This window comes from Nonomuraea sp. NPDC001684, from assembly GCF_053596515.1.
Map to the genome: position 1 here is coordinate 1 of NZ_JBSFGJ010000241.1, position 14,694 is coordinate 14,694.

14 protein-coding genes are annotated in these 14,694 nt (G+C 71.9%); 7 read left to right on the forward strand and 7 right to left on the reverse strand.

Features of this window, described 5'->3' with window-relative positions; genetic code table 11:
• Positions 1–549 (forward strand): universal stress protein (locus tag ACWCSD_RS32440; RefSeq protein WP_449920551.1); only part of this gene is annotated, 549 nt, incomplete at its 5' end.
• 16 nt (positions 550–565) lie between these two features.
• On the opposite strand, the gene ACWCSD_RS32445 is transcribed toward ACWCSD_RS32440, so the two are convergent.
• Entirely contained in the window at positions 566–1,204 is a 639-nt protein-coding gene (locus ACWCSD_RS32445) for a TetR/AcrR family transcriptional regulator (RefSeq protein WP_449920553.1), read from the reverse strand.
• Positions 1,205–1,301: 97 nt separating this feature from the next.
• Here ACWCSD_RS32445 and ACWCSD_RS32450 point away from each other — a divergent pair, with 97 nt between their 5' ends.
• Positions 1,302–2,822 (forward strand): carboxylesterase/lipase family protein, encoded by a 1,521-nt coding sequence (locus ACWCSD_RS32450; protein ID WP_449920556.1) that lies wholly within the window; start codon positions 1,302–1,304, stop codon positions 2,820–2,822.
• A gap of 25 nt (positions 2,823–2,847) precedes the next feature.
• On the opposite strand, the gene ACWCSD_RS32455 is transcribed toward ACWCSD_RS32450, so the two are convergent.
• Complete coding sequence (locus ACWCSD_RS32455; RefSeq protein WP_449920558.1) at positions 2,848–3,699, reverse strand: alpha/beta fold hydrolase; 852 nt, start codon at positions 3,697–3,699, stop codon at positions 2,848–2,850.
• Positions 3,700–3,768: 69 nt separating this feature from the next.
• Here ACWCSD_RS32455 and ACWCSD_RS32460 point away from each other — a divergent pair, with 69 nt between their 5' ends.
• Together ACWCSD_RS32460 and ACWCSD_RS32465 are read left to right on the forward strand one after the other, a co-directional pair.
• A complete protein-coding gene (locus ACWCSD_RS32460) occupies positions 3,769–4,743 on the forward strand; it encodes a DUF5937 family protein (protein WP_449920560.1) in 975 nt (324 codons plus the stop codon).
• Positions 4,744–4,957: 214 nt separating this feature from the next.
• Positions 4,958–5,182 carry a hypothetical protein gene (locus ACWCSD_RS32465; RefSeq protein ID WP_449920561.1) on the forward strand — a complete coding sequence of 75 codons (225 nt, stop codon included), beginning with the start codon at positions 4,958–4,960 and terminating at the stop codon, positions 5,180–5,182.
• A gap of 194 nt (positions 5,183–5,376) precedes the next feature.
• Here the strand turns inward: ACWCSD_RS32465 and ACWCSD_RS32470 are convergent, their stop codons facing one another.
• Positions 5,377–5,724, reverse strand: a complete 348-nt coding sequence (locus tag ACWCSD_RS32470) for a hypothetical protein (RefSeq protein WP_449920564.1) — start codon at positions 5,722–5,724, stop codon at positions 5,377–5,379.
• A gap of 213 nt (positions 5,725–5,937) precedes the next feature.
• Between ACWCSD_RS32470 and ACWCSD_RS32475 the strand changes: the two genes are divergently transcribed.
• From ACWCSD_RS32475 to ACWCSD_RS32485, 3 genes are all read left to right on the forward strand, one after another.
• Positions 5,938–6,930 carry a zinc-binding dehydrogenase gene (locus tag ACWCSD_RS32475; RefSeq protein WP_449920567.1) on the forward strand — a complete coding sequence of 331 codons (993 nt, stop codon included), beginning with the start codon at positions 5,938–5,940 and terminating at the stop codon, positions 6,928–6,930.
• Between the two features lie 62 nt (positions 6,931–6,992).
• The gene (locus ACWCSD_RS32480) at positions 6,993–7,799 is read left to right on the forward strand and encodes a sigma factor (protein ID WP_449920570.1); all 807 of its coding nucleotides are present in this window, start codon (positions 6,993–6,995) and stop codon (positions 7,797–7,799) included.
• A 99-nt stretch (positions 7,800–7,898) separates the two neighbouring features.
• A complete protein-coding gene (locus tag ACWCSD_RS32485) occupies positions 7,899–8,804 on the forward strand; it encodes a S41 family peptidase (RefSeq protein WP_397159668.1) in 906 nt (301 codons plus the stop codon).
• A gap of 45 nt (positions 8,805–8,849) precedes the next feature.
• Here the strand turns inward: ACWCSD_RS32485 and ACWCSD_RS32490 are convergent, their stop codons facing one another.
• The 4 genes from ACWCSD_RS32490 to ACWCSD_RS32505 all read right to left on the reverse strand — a co-directional run bounded on the left by ACWCSD_RS32490 (position 8,850) and on the right by ACWCSD_RS32505 (position 14,487).
• Positions 8,850–10,901: a WD40 repeat domain-containing serine/threonine protein kinase gene (locus ACWCSD_RS32490; protein ID WP_449920574.1), complete on the reverse strand. Its 2,052-nt coding sequence runs from the start codon at positions 10,899–10,901 to the stop codon at positions 8,850–8,852.
• 330 nt (positions 10,902–11,231) lie between these two features.
• Positions 11,232–12,896, reverse strand: a complete 1,665-nt coding sequence (locus ACWCSD_RS32495; RefSeq protein WP_449920576.1) for a TROVE domain-containing protein — start codon at positions 12,894–12,896, stop codon at positions 11,232–11,234.
• Positions 12,897–13,729: 833 nt separating this feature from the next.
• Complete coding sequence (locus ACWCSD_RS32500) at positions 13,730–14,218, reverse strand: LysR family transcriptional regulator (protein WP_449920578.1); 489 nt, start codon at positions 14,216–14,218, stop codon at positions 13,730–13,732.
• 83 nt (positions 14,219–14,301) lie between these two features.
• A complete protein-coding gene (locus ACWCSD_RS32505; RefSeq protein ID WP_449920581.1) occupies positions 14,302–14,487 on the reverse strand; it encodes a hypothetical protein in 186 nt (61 codons plus the stop codon).
• Positions 14,488–14,694 lie beyond the last annotated feature (207 nt).

A 14,694-nucleotide genomic window follows, 5' to 3' on the forward strand; every position in this document is an offset into this window, starting at 1 on the left:
GGCGACGGGCGGGGCGGTTTCGCCGGGATGGTGCTCGGCTCCACGAGCCTGGCGCTGGCCGGGCACGCCGCGAGCCCGGTCGTGGTCGTCCGGGAGACCGCCACGACGCGCCGCGGCCGGATCGTGGTCGGATACGACGGCTGGCAGTCACCGGCCGCCATGGAGTACGCCCTGAAGCAGGCCCGTGCCCAGGACGCGGAGCTCCTGGTGCTCTACGCCTGGCGGCCGCCGATCCTGTCCTCGTACGCCTCCGCCTACAGGATGACCGGCGAGAGCTTCGAGGAGAACGCCCGCGACGCCGCCCAGGAGGTGATCCCGTGGCGGGAGGGGAACCCTGACGTGCGGATCGTGGACGAGCAGGTGTGCGATCATCCGGTCGCCGCCCTCAGGAACGCGTCGTCCACGGCCGACCTGGTCGTGGTGAGCTCGCGCGGGCTGGGCGACTTCGCCTCCACGATGCTGGGCTCGGTGAGTCACGGGGTGCTCCACCACGCGGCCTGTCCGGTGGCCGTGGTGCCGCCCGGCGGGGCCTCCAGCGCGTCCCGTTGACGGGCCGGACGCCCCGTCACTCGAACCCGCCGGACCTGACGGGCTGCTCGCGAGGGGCGATGCTGGCGAACAGCCTGTCCAGATGCAGGTCGATCGCGGTGAGGGCGTCCTGGGGGGCGATCACGTCCAGTTCGAGGAGGGGGGTGAGGCCGGTGAGGGCGAGGAGCAGGTTGGTCTCGGTCGCCGGGTCGCGGTCGGGGGCGATGTGCCCGTCGGCGATCGCCTGGCGGACCAGCCGCTCGACGAGGGCCCGCCCCTGGAGGAGGCCGCGGCGCGCCTGCTCGTGGACGGCCTCGTCGTGCAGCGCCTCCAGGACGTAGGCGGCGCTCATCCGGCTGGTGGCGCGGGCGTCGGCGTGCAGGGGCAGCATCTCCGAAAGCGTCAGTCGCAGCACGTCACGCGGGTGCGGACGGTCGCCGAGCCCCGCGAGGCCCCGCTCGACGCGTAGCGAGGTCTGTTCCGAGGCGAAGTCCATGGCGAAGGAGAGCATGGCGGCCCGGGAGGCGAAGTAGTGCTGCAACTGCCCGAGCGAGATGCCCGCCTCCTGCGCCACCACCCGTGTCGTCAGGTGCGCGACGCCGCGCTGCGCCACCACCCGCCACAGCGCGCGGGCGATCGCTTCGCGGCGTTCGCGGTGGTCCACCTGTTTCGGCATCGCGGGCCTCTCCCTCGTCACTCCGAGCCTTTCCCATACAGTTGACATAATACACTTGACCTATAACCATGGGGGTCCGTTCGAGGAAGGAGCCGTCATGTCCGAAGAGCCGAGGGTGCGGACCGCGGAAGGGGTGGTGCAGGGGCGCCGGCGGCAGGGCCACGCGGTGTTCCGCGGCATTCCCTATGCGCAGCCGCCGGTGGGAGCGCTCCGTTTCGCCGCGCCCGCCCCGCCGCACCGCTGGGACGGCACGAGGCAGGCGGCGGAGTTCGGCCCCCCGGTGCCGCTGTCCCTGCCGGTCGACGTGGGTCCGCCGCGGGGCACGGACTGGCTGACGCTCGACGTCGGCACCCCGGATCCGGGCGCGGCCGGGCTGCCGGTGCTGGTGTGGCTCCCCGTGGGCGGCTACGTCTCGGCGGCGTCGAGCGACCCGATGTACGACCCGGCGGCGCTGGCCGGGGCGGGGCTCGTCGTGGTGACCGTCAACTGCCGCGTGGGCGCGGAGGGTTTCGCGTTCCTCGACGACGCGCCGCCCAACCGCGGCTTCCTCGACCAGATCGCGGCGCTGGAGTGGGTGCAGCGGAACATCGCCGCGTTCGGCGGCGACCCCGGCCGGGTCACCGTGGCCGGACAGTCCGCCGGGGCCGGGTCGGTCGCCGCCCTGCTGACGATGAAGCCGGCGCGCGGCCTGTTCCGGCGGGCCATCGCCCACTCGGCGCCGGGGCTGCACAGCACCCCCGCGCTGGCCCGGCAGGTCACCGCCGCGCTCGCGGACCGGCTCGGCGCGGCGGCCCCCACCGCCGCGGCCCTGCGCGACATCGACCCCTGGCGCCTGGCCGCGGAGCTCACCTCCTTCAACGCCGCCCTCCATGCGCACCGGGAGAGCTGGGGGCGGCTCACGCAGACCGGCACCGCCCTGTGCCCCGTCGTCGACGGCGAGGTTCTGCCCGAGACGCCCTGGTCGGCGCTGACCGGCGGGCGCGCGGGCGGGATCGAGCTGCTCGCCGGCCACACCCGGGACGAGTTCCGGCTGTTCAGCGTCATGAGCGGGCGGCAGGGCGGCTTCACCGAACAGGACGCGCGCACGGCCCTGGAACTGCTCGCACCCCGGCCGCATGGCGCGCGGGCGTACCGCGCCGGGTTTCCGCAGGCCGGTCCGGAGGAGCTGGTGGAGACGGTGTACTCCGACGCCCTCTTCCGCATGCCGTCACAGCAGCTGGCCGAGGCCAACGCCGCGGCCGGCGGCACCTCGTACCTGTTCGAACTGTGCTGGACCGCCCCGGCGCTCGGCGGCGCTCTTGGCGCCTGCCACAGCCTCGACGTCCCCCTGGCGTTCGGCACGCTGGACAGTCCCATCGGCGCGCAGCTCCTCGGCGACGAGCCCGCCCCCGAGGCCGTCGCGCTCTCCCGCGAGCTCAGGGAGGCATGGGTGCGCTTCGTCACCACCGGCGACGCGGGATGGGCCGCGTACCGGCCCGACCGGCGGCTCACCCGCGTCCTGGACGCCGAGCCGGCCACTCTCCCCTACCCCGAAGAGGTCTCCCGCCGGATCTGGGCAGGCCACTCCCCCGCGCCCTTCGACCTCTCGCAGGGCGGAGAGACGGTGCCGCGGCAATGAGGACGATCTCCGGCCGGGTGTGCGCTCACCTGGCGGCCTGACGCAGGAACGCCGAGGTGGTGGCCACGAACCGGCCGGCGTCGTCGAGCCACGGAAAGTGCCCTGCCCCGGCCTGTACGACGAGCTCGGCGCGCGGGAACAGCGCGGCGAGCTCGGCCACCGCGGCGGGCGGGGAGTTCAGGTCCACCTCGCCCGCGAGGAGCAGCACCGGCGAGGTGAAACGGGTCAGCGCGGCACGGGTGGCGTCGGGGGCGAAGGCGCCCTCGGCCCCGAAGACGGCTGCCGCCTCGTTGTTCCGCTGCTCGTCCTCGGCGGCCTTGTGGGCCTGGGCCGTCTCGTCCCAGCGGCCGTACCAGAACGGCGCGACGGCCTGGAAGGCGTCGCCGGTGGCCTGGCCTGACATGACCTTCTCCAGGGCCGCGAACGCCTCCGGGAACCACGGCTCCCCCTCGCGCAGCCGGGCGGTCTCCCGCCGGACCTCCTCGGTGATCCTGACGCCGACGGCGGCGACGCTCGGAGCGACCAGAACGAGCCTGCCGACGCGTTCCGGATGGCGAGCCGCGTAGAGCACGGCCAGATTCGTGCCCCCGGAATGGGAGAGCAGGTCCATCCGGTCGAGCCCAAGGTGCTCGCGCAGGGCCTCGACGTCGTCGACAAGGCGGTCGCAACGGTACGAGGCGGTGTCCGGCGGCACGGCGGACCGCCCGGTGCCCCGCAGATCCGCCATGATCAGCCGCCGGTGCGCCGAGAGGCCCCCGAGGTCGCCGAGATAGGCGGAGGCCTGCATCGGCCCGCCGGGCAGGCAGACCACGGGGGAGCCGTCGCCGGACACGTGGCAGGCGAGCTTGAGGCCGTCGTAGGAGGTGAAGAAGTCCATGCCCGCCAGCCTGCGGGGAAACGGCGCGCCGCGGCTATCGTTAAGCCACAGCTACATGGTGAGGGGCGGATGGCGGTCGAGATCAGGTTCACCGCGGCGTCGGTCGCGAAGGTGCGATTCGCCGTCTCACCGCTGGGCGAGACGGTGCTGGCGCTGCGGATCCTGTTCGGCACGGGCGGTCATGCCGTCCACCGGTCCTGGGTGCGCCAGGCGCGCCCGCTGCTGGCGCGCGAGCGCGAGCTGCCGCTGCTGCGCGCGCTGATCGCCGGGCCGCTGCCGTCGTTCCTGTTCCCGGCGCCGGCTCAGCGCCTGCCGTCCATCGCGACGGAGCTGGACCTGGTACGCGCCACGCAGGACGACTTCTTCCGGCAGGAGTACGCCGCGGTCCTGGGCATGCCGGCCGAGGACGTCCCCGAGCCCGCGACGGTCCTGCCAAGGCTGGCCGAGGCGCTGCACCGCTGCCACGAGCTGCTGATCGCGCCCCAGTGGGGCCGGATGTGCGCCGTGCTGGAGGCCGACATCGGACGGCGTGCGCTGACCCTGGTGGAGGGCGGGGTGCAGGCGCTGTTCGCCGAGTTGCACCGCGACATCGCCTGGGACGACGGCCAGCTGGTCGTGCACGGCCGGCGCACCCCGCACTCCGTGTTCACGGTGGACACCGGCGGGCATGGCCTCGTTCTGCAGCCCAGCGTCTTCAACTGGCCGGACGTGGGCGTCGACAAGGCCCCGGTCGCCGCCGCGTCGATCCGCTATCCGGCGATGGGCGTCGGCCTGCTCCGGGAGTCGCCCCGACCGGCGCTGACGGGCCTGATCCCGGTGCTCGGCCACACGAGAACGCTGATCCTCGCCGCCTTGGCCGAACCCCTGACGACCGCCGCCCTGGCCACCCGCCTGAGCGTCACGCCGAGCGCGGTGTCACAACACCTGGGCGCGCTGCGGGGGGCGGGGCTGGTGTCGACACAACGCAAGGGCCGCACGGCCCTCCACCTGCGCACGGAACGAGCAACCCACCTGATGGACGGTCCGGCCCCGAACGGTCACTGACACGACGGGATCAGGTCTCAGGGTGCGGGACGGGCGAGGCCGCCGACCGTCAGATCGTCTCAGGGTGCAGGACGGGCGAGGCCGCCGACCGTCAGGTCACGGGCTGCCCGCCCCGCCCGCCACGGCGCCGAGGACGAGGCGGAGCATCGAGCGGGCCAGGGCCTCCGGGTCTCCGTCCGCGCTTTCTGGCAAGGCGCCGCTCAGCCACAGGGTGGTGAAGCCGTGCGCCAGCGACCACGCGGCGACCGTGGTCGTCCACCCGGTAGAGCTCCGGCCGGAACATCACCTCGAAGTGGGGCCGGTGGTCGAGGCCGAAGCGGAGGTAGGCGACGCCGACCTCCCACACGTCGGAGGCAGCGTGCTCAAGAGCGTCGGCGAACAGGGTGAAGCCCTCGGCGGCCACGGCCGTCAGCAGACCTTGCTTGTCGCCGAATGGTAGGCGGGGGCGGCGTGCGAGACGCCGGCCCGGCGGGCCAGCTCGCGCAGGCTCCATCCGGCGTGACCCCGCTGCCGGCCCGTACGGCCCTTCAAGTGCTCTTCGTCGCCGCGGCCGTCGCGGCAGCCGTATGAGCTTGGGGGCCGTCGATCCACACGTCGGCGTCCGGCATCGGCGAGTTCGCGGGAAGGCTGGGGCTAGCAGTTCACGGTGCGGTCATAGGAGCCGAAATGCCAGGGGTAGTAGATGGTCTCGGAGTCGCTCAGGGTGCGGCAGTAGGAGTCGGGGCCGTGTTTGACGACGACCTTCACCTTCATCGTCCTGCCGCAGCGATTCGAGATCCAGACCGTTTTCCTCTTCTTGCTCACACTCCGCTCGATGCAGGCCGGCGCCGTGGTTCTCCCTGCCGCCACGGACGCCGGAACGGCCTGCGCCTGGGTGACGGCCGCGCTCGCGGGCGCCGGGAACGAGGCGACGCCGAGCGTGAGCGTCGCCGCGCAGGCCAGACCGGACAGCGGAACCTTGATCGCACGGGCGATGCGCATGGTCACTCCTCATTCGAAGTCGGGTCGAACGTCATGGGGAGTCTGAACCCCGCCGCGTTGAAGGTGCATTGAGGATTCGTTGAGTCGGCAAGCTGATGCCATGCCGCTCGGAGGGGCCGATTCCTTTCTGTGGCGGCCGGGGTCTACATGACAGATCGGCTCGCGCGCCGGGCCGATCTCTCATGTACGCCGAGAAAGAAGAGCTGATCGCCAATGAGCGTTCCCGCGACCATGCGCGCGCTGCAGCAGACGTCCCTCAACGGCCCACAGGACATGCGCCTGATCGTCGACGCGCCGGTGCCGAGCCCCGGCCGGGGCGAGATCCTGATCCGCGTCACCGCCGCCGGGGTCAACTTCGCCGACATCTCGAAGGCCTGCGGCGTATTCGCAGGCGGCCCCCGGCCGCCGTACCTGGCAGGTTTCGAGGCCGCCGGTGAGGTCGTCGCGATGGGCGAGGCCGTGACCGGCCCCCTGCCGGGGGCCCGCGTCGTCGGCGTGGGAGCCGGCGCTTTCGCCGAGTACATGGTCCTGTCCGCGGCCGCGGCGGTGCCTGTGCCTTCGGGCTGGACGGATCAGCAGGCGCTGGGTCTGGTCGTGAACTGGTCCACCGCGCTGGCCGCGCTCAAGCCTCTGGGCGGCGTCGCCGCCGGGCACGTCGTGCTGATCCACGCCGCGGCGGGCGGGACCGGCCAGGCCGCGGTGAGAATGGCCAAGCACTACGGTGCGACGGTCATCGCCACCGCCTCGCCGGACAAGCACGAGACCGTGCTGGCGCCGGGAGCCGACCACGTTCTGGACTCTCTCGGCGGCGACCTCGCCGCCGAGGTGGTGCGGCTGACCGGCGGTTGCGGCGCCGACCTCGTGCTGGAGTCGGCCGGCGGCGCCGCCTTCGACGCCGGCCTTGCCGCCGCCAGGCGGGTCACCGGCCGTGTCGTCGTCTACGGCCTGGCCGGCGGCGAAGTGCCGATCACCAACTGGGACCTGGTGTACAAGCACCAGATCCACATCATCGGCCTCAATATCGGCGTGCTGAGCCAGGCGGCACCGCAGGTCTTCGGCGAGCTCATGGGTGAGCTGTCCGCACTGATCGCGGCCGGCGTGCTCTCCCCCGGCCTGCCCACCGTGTACGAACTGGCCGACGGCCCGAAAGCGCTGACGGAACTGCAGGCCAGGGTCACCGTCGGCAAACTGGCCCTGCTGCCCTGAGAGAGCCCCCTTGTCCCGAGCCGGAGGCGCCGATGACAGGAATCCAGCACCAGGCTCTCGGCATGACCTCGCATCCGGAGGCAGCACCCGGTCAGGACCGGTTCACCGCCGAGACCGAGCGGTTCCGCCGGGAACTGCTGGCGCACTGCTACCGCATGGTCGGCTCGGCGCAGGACGCCGAGGACCTGGTGCAGGAGACGTACCTGCGGGCGTGGCGGTCCTACTCCGGGTTCGAGGGCCGGGCGTCGATTCGGTCCTGGCTCTACACGATCGCCACCAACGTCTGCCTGACGGCGTTGAAGCCGCGCCCGATCCGGGTGCTGCCGTCGGGGCTGACAGGTCCGTACGACGGACTCGATCGACCGCCGAGCCCCGTCGCGCCGGCCGAGATCCTCGGCACCACCACTGCGGCGGTCAAGAGCGGTCTGCAGCGCGCCCGCGCCCGGCTCGACGAACTGGAGCCCGAGCCCGCGGAACTGCTCGAACCGGCCGACCCACGGGCACGCGCGCTGCTCGACGGCTACATCGCGGCCTTCGAGCGCTCCGATGTCGGCCTGCTGGAACAGGTGCTGCGCGTGGACGCCACGCTGGAGGCGACGCCGTTCCGCGACTGGCAGTCGGGCCGGGCGACGTGCCTCCACGTGCTCGACGCGTACGTGCTGGGCACACCGGGCGACTGGCGGATGATCGCGACAACCGCCAACGGCCACCCGTCCGCCGTCGTGTACCACCGGGACGCGGACGGCGTGCTCCGGGCCGACGGCGTCGTGGTGCTGACCCCCACCGCCACCGGCATCGCCCGTGTGATCAAGTTCCACGATCCCGCGCTGGTCACGACGTTCGGCTTCCCGGACGCGCTCATGCGCTGACCCGCCGACGAGCCCAGCCGTGCAGGCCGTTTCGCCGCCTGCCGAGGGCGTTTCAAGCGTCTTTGACGTCTTCGGAGGGGCGGTGCTCTACTTCCTGCCATGACGCCCCTGACGAACCTTCGGCCTGCCCCCGTCATCGACGAGACGACCCGCCTGCTGACCGAGCACTACATCTTCCCGGAGATAGCGGAACAGCTTGCCGACCTGCTACGACGACGCCTCGCCGAGGGCGCCTACGACGTCGGCGGCGCCGAGGAGCTCGCCCGTCTGGTCACCGCGGACCTGCAGTCCGTCAACGGCGACAAACACCTGAGGCTGAAGCACCACGCCGACCCGGTGTCCCCCGAGCAGGGCGCGGCGACCCTGGAATCCATCCGCCGCGACTACGACACCTCGCTGGGCGGTGCGCCCCGGGTGGAGCTGCTCGACGGAGGAGTCGCCGTGGTGGAGCTGGCGCCGATGCTGTTCCCGCTGGACTGGGCCGCCGAACCGCTGAGCGCCGCGCTCACCTTGGCCTCCCGCGCCCAGGCGCTGATCGTGGACCTTCGCGACAACCGGGGCGGCGACCCGGACACCGTCGCCTTCGTCTGCAGTTACCTCCTGGACGAGCGCACCCACCTCAACACCATGCACTGGCGCGGCGGCGAGCGCGGCGAGCAGTCCTGGAGCCTGCCGCACGTTCCCGGCGCGCGTTTCGGCGGCAGCAAGCCTTTGTACGTGTTGTCCAGTGGCAGCACCTTCTCCGCCGCCGAGGAGCTGGCCTACGACCTGCAGCAGCTCGGCCGCGCCGTTGTCGTCGGCGAGCCCACCCGCGGCGGCGCGCACCCGTGCAAGGGCTGGACCGTGCATCCCCACCTGGAGGCCACCGTCCCCACCGGCCGCGCCGTCAACCCCGTCTCGGGCGCGAACTGGGAGGGCACCGGCGTGCAGCCGGACATCCCTTGCGCCGCCGCGGACTCCCTCGACCGGGCGCACGCCCTGGCCCTCGCCCGGCTGGCAGGCTGACGCAGCCGAGCTCATCGTCGGTGCGGCACCGGACGCGTAACCGGGTCACGGGTCTTCGACCGGCCACAGCCGGCAGCCCTCGGCATCCACGAACCAACCTCCTGAGACCAGGAAGGTTCCATCGGGATGGAAGGCCAGCGCAGCAGCCCTGCGGTCGGTCACGGTCGCCTTCGCCCGGCCGGTCGCCGTGTCCCACAACCGGATGCCCTCCTTGTCGGCCACTGCCAGGGTGGCGCCGTCCGGGCTGAAGGCGAGGGCATCGACGTCCGCGTTGCTGATGGTGCGCAGCCCGGTTCCGTCATCGGATGTCAGGGAGCAGCCGTGTGCGCCGCCCAGCGCGTACTGCTTCCCGTTGGGGCTCACGGCGACCGCCGAGCCTTCTCCGTCGGGGCCGATCGCCTCCAGGTCGCCGCTGTCGAGGTTCCAGCGCCAGAATCCGTCCGTCCCGTCGGCTGCGGTGAGGTCCTCCCCTGCCAGCAGGATCGAGTGGCCGTCGTCGATGAACGCCGCCGAGTTCACCGCGGAACCGGCCTTCGTGGCGAACGGCAGCTTGCGCTTCGGTTCCTTGGCTGCGACGTCCCAGACGACACAGATCTCGGCGGCTTCGAGGTTGCCGACCGGGATGTTTCCCGCGACGACGAGCTGGGCGCCGTCCGTGCTGAACGCCATCGTGCGAGCGCCCCCGACCGGCGAGGGGAGCGAGTACGTCACCTTCCCGGTGGAGGGGTCGCGGAAGCTCAACGGCACCTTCATCCCGGCTGTCACCAGTGCGGAGCCGTCGGGGGTGAAGGCCATGGCGCCGTTGACGGAGTTCTCGGCGGAGAAGTCGGCGATCATCTCGTGCGAGTCGGCGGCCCACAGCCAGCCGTCGCCGGAGATGTTGCCTCCCGCGATGGTGCGCCCGTCCGGGCTGAACGCCACCGCGTACAGATCCTCGTCGGTCAGCCGGTTGCGGCGGGACCAGAGGTTCCAGCCGATCGGGACCGCCGCAACGCCCAGCGCGGCCAGACCGCCGAGCAGGAACCGGCGCCGGGTCGGGCGGCGCCTGCCGGTGGGCGTGTCGGGGCCCTTGGGTGCCTGGCGATCCGGCTGGCGCGGGTACCGCTCCGTGTCACCGGGAGCGTCCAGGGCTCGACCGTGGTCGGGATCGTGTCGGGTGCTGCCCTGGTGGGCGCCGGGATCGGAAGGCGGGAAAGGCGCCAGGTCCGGCGGGGTCTGCAGCTGACGTTCGGCGATCATCGTCGCGAACGGCGGCGGCAGCCATCGGGTGGTCGTCCGGGTGGGGTCGGCGAGTTCCTTGAGAATCTCGGCCACGCCGGGACGGTCACCGGGATCCTTGGCCAGGCAGCGCTTCACCAGCTCCGTCAGGGGGGCGGGCAGGCCGGTCAGGTCGGGTTCGTCGTGGGCTATGCGGTAGACGACCGCCTCGGCCCGTCCCGCGCCGAACGGGCTGCGACCGGTGGCGGCGAACGCCAGGACGAGCCCGAGGGAGAACACATCGCTGGACGGGCCGATCTCCCTGCCTCGCGCCTGTTCCGGGGACATGAACGACGGCGTGCCGACCACCGCGCGGGAGAGGGTGTGGGAGGTGGCGTCCAGTGCACGGGCGATGCCGAAGTCGATGACGCGGGGGCCGTCGGCGGCAAGGATGACGTTGGACGGCTTGAGGTCGCGGTGCACCAGGCCGCAGGCGTGGATCGCACCGAGCCCCTCGGCCAGTCCCGCGCCCAACACGGTGATCGCCTCCGTGGGCATCGGGCCGTGCGCTTCGACGGCCTGGTGCAGGGACGGGCCGGGGATGTAGGCGGTGACCAGCCAAGGCGGGTCGGCCTGCGGGTCGGCGTCGACGAGTTGGGCGGTGTAGAACCCGCCGACCCGGCGGGCGGCCTCGGCCTCCAGGGCGAACCGGCGCCGGAACCCGGGATCGTCGGCCAGGTCGGGCCGCACCAGCTTCACCGCGACCGGGCGGCCGCCGGGAGAGCGCCCCAGGAACACCTGTCCCATCCCGCCGCCACCCAGCCGCCCCTCCAGCCGATAGGCCCCCGCCTGGCGCGGATCACCCGGCCGCAAGGGCTCCGGCCAGAGCGGGAAGTTCATCGCACCTCCGTGTGCAGGTCCTGGAAGCGTTCCAGCAAGCGGTACGCCGTCGCCCGGTGAACGGAGAAGCGTTTGTCAGCTTCGCCCGCTTGCGATCCATCGGCGCACACCCCATCGAGAAGAACACAGGTGTCTGTCCATCGGAGATCTTTTCAGGAATCCGCCCGCGGGGAGAGGCGTGAGCGCTGCGACTCACGCGAGTGTTGAGCCCCGCTGTCCCAGGCGCAAGCGAGGGGAGAACGCCCCGGCCGGGATTCTCTTCCTGGCCGGGGCACACGTCTCCGGGAACGGGAGCAACGCGTCACGCCTTTCGAGCAAGTCACCGCGCTTTCAGGCGCGGATGAAGCCGTTGACGATGAGCGGGAGCGACGCGTCCAGGCCGGCCACGTTCAGGACGCCTTCGTCCTTCGCGTCGCCGATCGAATGTCCCGCGGCCGTCATCGCGGCGACGACCACGCGAGCGTCGGCGTTGACGGTGCGGCGGTAGGCGTCGAGGGCCTGGGTCGGGTGGGAGCGTCCCGCCCAGGTCTCGTTGTCGGTGAAGACGATGATGCCGTCCACCTCCATACGCCGGTCACGCGCCCACGTGAACGGCAGTGACAGGTCCGTGCCGCCGCCCGACGGCTGCCACGAGGCGATCTCGCGCAGGTTCGTGCGCGGGGTCACCTTGGAGGCGTGCACGGACGTGTCCACGTCGATGACGTGCAGGTCCCCCTTCTCGATCCGCGACAACATGACCGCCATCGCGTTGCCCACCTCGTACGGGGAGCCGATCGGGGAACCGCCCACCCGGACACCGCCGCCCCAGCTCATCGACCCGGACGAGTCGACGGCGACCAGCAGCCGCTTCCCGGACGGCTCGACCGCGCCGAACGACAGCTCGTACGTCTCCTCCAGCGCGTCGAGGATGGCCGGGACGGGCTGCCAGGTGTGCACGTCGGCGCGCGGGTCGGGCTGCGCCTGCCCGGAGGCGTAGACGCGCATCGCGAGCCAGGCGTCCATCGGGTGGATGCGGGCGCGCAGGATCGCCTGCTGGTCGGTGAGCCGCAGCACCGCCCGCGACGTGGCGTCCGCCATCGGCTTGAGGGTGCCGAGCCGGGTCATGCGGGCCAGGTTGCGGATGAGCGCGGTCAGGCCGACCGTCTCGATCAGCGCCTCCCACACCGACGGCTCCTTCAGCACCGAGTCCGGCAGGAACTCCCACGGCACCTTCGCCTCGGTGACCACCCGGACCGCGTCCTCGGCGGTGGTGACGGCCTTCGCGGTCAGGAACCGGTCGACGGCGGGCAGCTCGTCGCGCGCCTCGTCGTCGGAGACGTTGCCGGCGATCCAGCCGAACAGCGTCCTGCGCTGGTCGGAGTCGGCGACCGGGTGGGCGATCCGCAGCACGTCCCGCAGCGCGAACGCCTCGCCCTGCGGCGTCCTGCGCTGGGCCGCCTTGCACGCCTTGAACGCGACCGCGTCGGCCTCGCCGGTGAGGAACCAGGAGCCGAGCGCCGTGCGCAGGCTCCGGCCCATCGTGGGTGCGGTGCCTCGACCGGTCGCCTTGCCGCCGAGGTTCTTGTAGTAGCCGAAGAACTGGGCCAGGTGGTCGGTGGTCCGGGCGACCTTCGCCAGGGCCTGCTTGGCCGCTCGGCGGGTGTCGGCGTCGCCCTTGGCGTAGCAGGCGGCGAGCGCGAACAGGGCCGGACGCTGCTTCGGCGCCCGCGGCGGCCGGGCCGTCGAGATGTCGGTGAGCAGCCTGACGACGCGCGGGCCGTCCTCGGCGATGGCCTGGAACAGCACGCCCGCGTTGTCGGCGGTCAGCTGGTTCTCGCCCACGTAGTAGGTGCCGCCGGTGGTGCCGAGGATGAGGAAGTCCTCCAGCTTGCGCCACACGTCCTTGGCGAACGCGTAGCCGCCGGCAGCGTTCCGCACCTGGTCGGTCCGGCCGGGGATCGGCTGCGTCTGCGGGGTCGCGAACGCCGAAACGCTCGCGAGAGGGTCACGTGCCATCGTCAGCTCCTTGCTTTCGACCCGCCCGAGGGCGGATATGACGAAGGGGAGCGGATGTGGTGATGTCCACCGGCCTTATGACAGACGCTCTTCCAGCTGAGCTACCATCCGGCCTTGCCGGGTGGGCAGGACTCGAACCTGCGACAACCTGTTCCCGATAACCGACGAACTTCGACCCGCTCCCCCGCCTGTGCGCGCCAGCCTTGCCGGCGGCACGGATGTGGGGGTTCCGACCGGCCTTTCAGCGTGCTGCCAGTTACACCACGGCCCGCGAGTGCGGGCCGCCGGGGCTCGAACCCGGACAACTCGAATGAGAATCGATAACCGATCGAATTCGACCCGTACCGCCGATAAGGCTGACGTGCGATCAGGTCTGGAACCGGCACGGATATGGGTGACCCACCGGCCGTTACGGTGCTCTGCCATTGAGCTACACGGACCGGGATCCGTGGCGGGATTCGAACCCGCAACCACCGGCTTAGAAGGCGATAACCGATGAGATTCGACCCGTGCCGGCACCAGACCTGACCAGCTTCGCGCGGCCCGGAAAGGCGCGGATGTGTGTGGCGGGCACCGGAGGGTTCTTTGTTGGAGAAAGATAACCGATGCCCATTCGACCCGCGCCTTTCCGTGTCTCGCGAAGCTGATCCCACAGTAGCGATCAGCGTGCCGCATCACACCTGAATATCGCCGAGATGGGGAAATATCAGTTCATCGTCCCGAGCAATGCACCGACCCGCCCTGTTCCGGCGGACGGCGTCGTCACCGCCCTGCTCGGCAGGTCAGTCCCGCGGCCGGAGGGGGCCGAGGTCGCGGGCGATCCCGGCGAGGGCCTAGCCGGGCCGGGTGTCGGAGCGCGGGTGCTGGAAGTCCGCGGCGATCTCCAGGGAGACCGACGTGCGGCGGGTGAGCTCGTGGCCGGCGGAGACGGCGAGGACGCGCGGTTCGGCGAACAGGACCGGTCCGACGGTCAGGTCGGGTTCGTCGATGGGCAACCAGGCGATCAGGACGTCGATGTCCCCGCGCCGCAGGGTGGCGAAGGCGTCGCTGAAGCGGCTGTTCTGCAGGCGTGGCTTCCACCGCGGGTGCCGGTCGCGGAAGGCGTCCCGACAGGGGCGCAGGTCGTCGCGGAGCTGCTGCCCGACCGGCGACAGCCGTACGGTGCGGCTGTGGCGCTCGAACAACAGCGCGCCGACCTGCCGCTCCTGCTTCTGGATCGCCTGGCCGATGCGGGCGGGTGACACGTGCAGCCGGGCCGCGGTGCGGCCGAAGTGCGGTTCCTCGGCCAGGGTCAGGAAGATCTCGATGTCACGTGGTTCCACGCCTGCTCTGCCCGCTCCACCTGAAAGGAGAGCTTTCCAGACTCATTGATCCGCGGAACGGGCGAATCACGTGCGGTGTCCCCCTAGGGAGTGGTCTGGTCGCCGGTCAGTGCCGTGCGGGCGGCGGCGAGGATGTCCTCCGACAGCGGGTCGCCCGCGGTGGCGCGGGCCAGGACGAGGGCGCCGACCATGGTGCACAGCCGTACGACGCCGTCCTGGTCGGCGGTGGCGAGCCAGGCCGCGGTGTCGCCGACCTGCTCGGTGAACACGCGGCGAGCCTCCGCGTCCCCGGGACCGCGGGCGATGTCGACGGCGAGTCCGGCGGCGGGACAGCCGTCGGCGGCGTTGTCGCGGTGCGTGGCGGAGAGGTAGGCGTCGATACACCGGGGCGACCGTCCGGCTGACCGGGATCAACTGGTTCGGCATGGAGACCGACAACAAGACCTTCCACGGCCTGTGGTCGAGCAACCCCTGGA

Bases quoted from the DNA above. Each gene is read 5' to 3' on its own strand.
- ACWCSD_RS32445 (WP_449920553.1), bottom strand. From the start codon at position 1,204: ATGCCGAAACAGGTGGACCACCGCGAACGCCGCGAAGCGATCGCCCGC.
- ACWCSD_RS32450 (WP_449920556.1), top strand. From the start codon at position 1,302: ATGTCCGAAGAGCCGAGGGTGCGGACCGCGGAAGGGGTGGTGCAGGGG.
- ACWCSD_RS32455 (WP_449920558.1), bottom strand. From the start codon at position 3,699: ATGGACTTCTTCACCTCCTACGACGGCCTCAAGCTCGCCTGCCACGTG.
- ACWCSD_RS32460 (WP_449920560.1), top strand. From the start codon at position 3,769: ATGGCGGTCGAGATCAGGTTCACCGCGGCGTCGGTCGCGAAGGTGCGA.
- ACWCSD_RS32470 (WP_449920564.1), bottom strand. From the start codon at position 5,724: ATGCGCATCGCCCGTGCGATCAAGGTTCCGCTGTCCGGTCTGGCCTGC.
- ACWCSD_RS32475 (WP_449920567.1), top strand. From the start codon at position 5,938: ATGAGCGTTCCCGCGACCATGCGCGCGCTGCAGCAGACGTCCCTCAAC.
- ACWCSD_RS32480 (WP_449920570.1), top strand. From the start codon at position 6,993: ATGACCTCGCATCCGGAGGCAGCACCCGGTCAGGACCGGTTCACCGCC.
- ACWCSD_RS32485 (WP_397159668.1), top strand. From the start codon at position 7,899: ATGACGCCCCTGACGAACCTTCGGCCTGCCCCCGTCATCGACGAGACG.
- ACWCSD_RS32490 (WP_449920574.1), bottom strand. From the start codon at position 10,901: ATGAACTTCCCGCTCTGGCCGGAGCCCTTGCGGCCGGGTGATCCGCGC.
- ACWCSD_RS32495 (WP_449920576.1), bottom strand. From the start codon at position 12,896: ATGGCACGTGACCCTCTCGCGAGCGTTTCGGCGTTCGCGACCCCGCAG.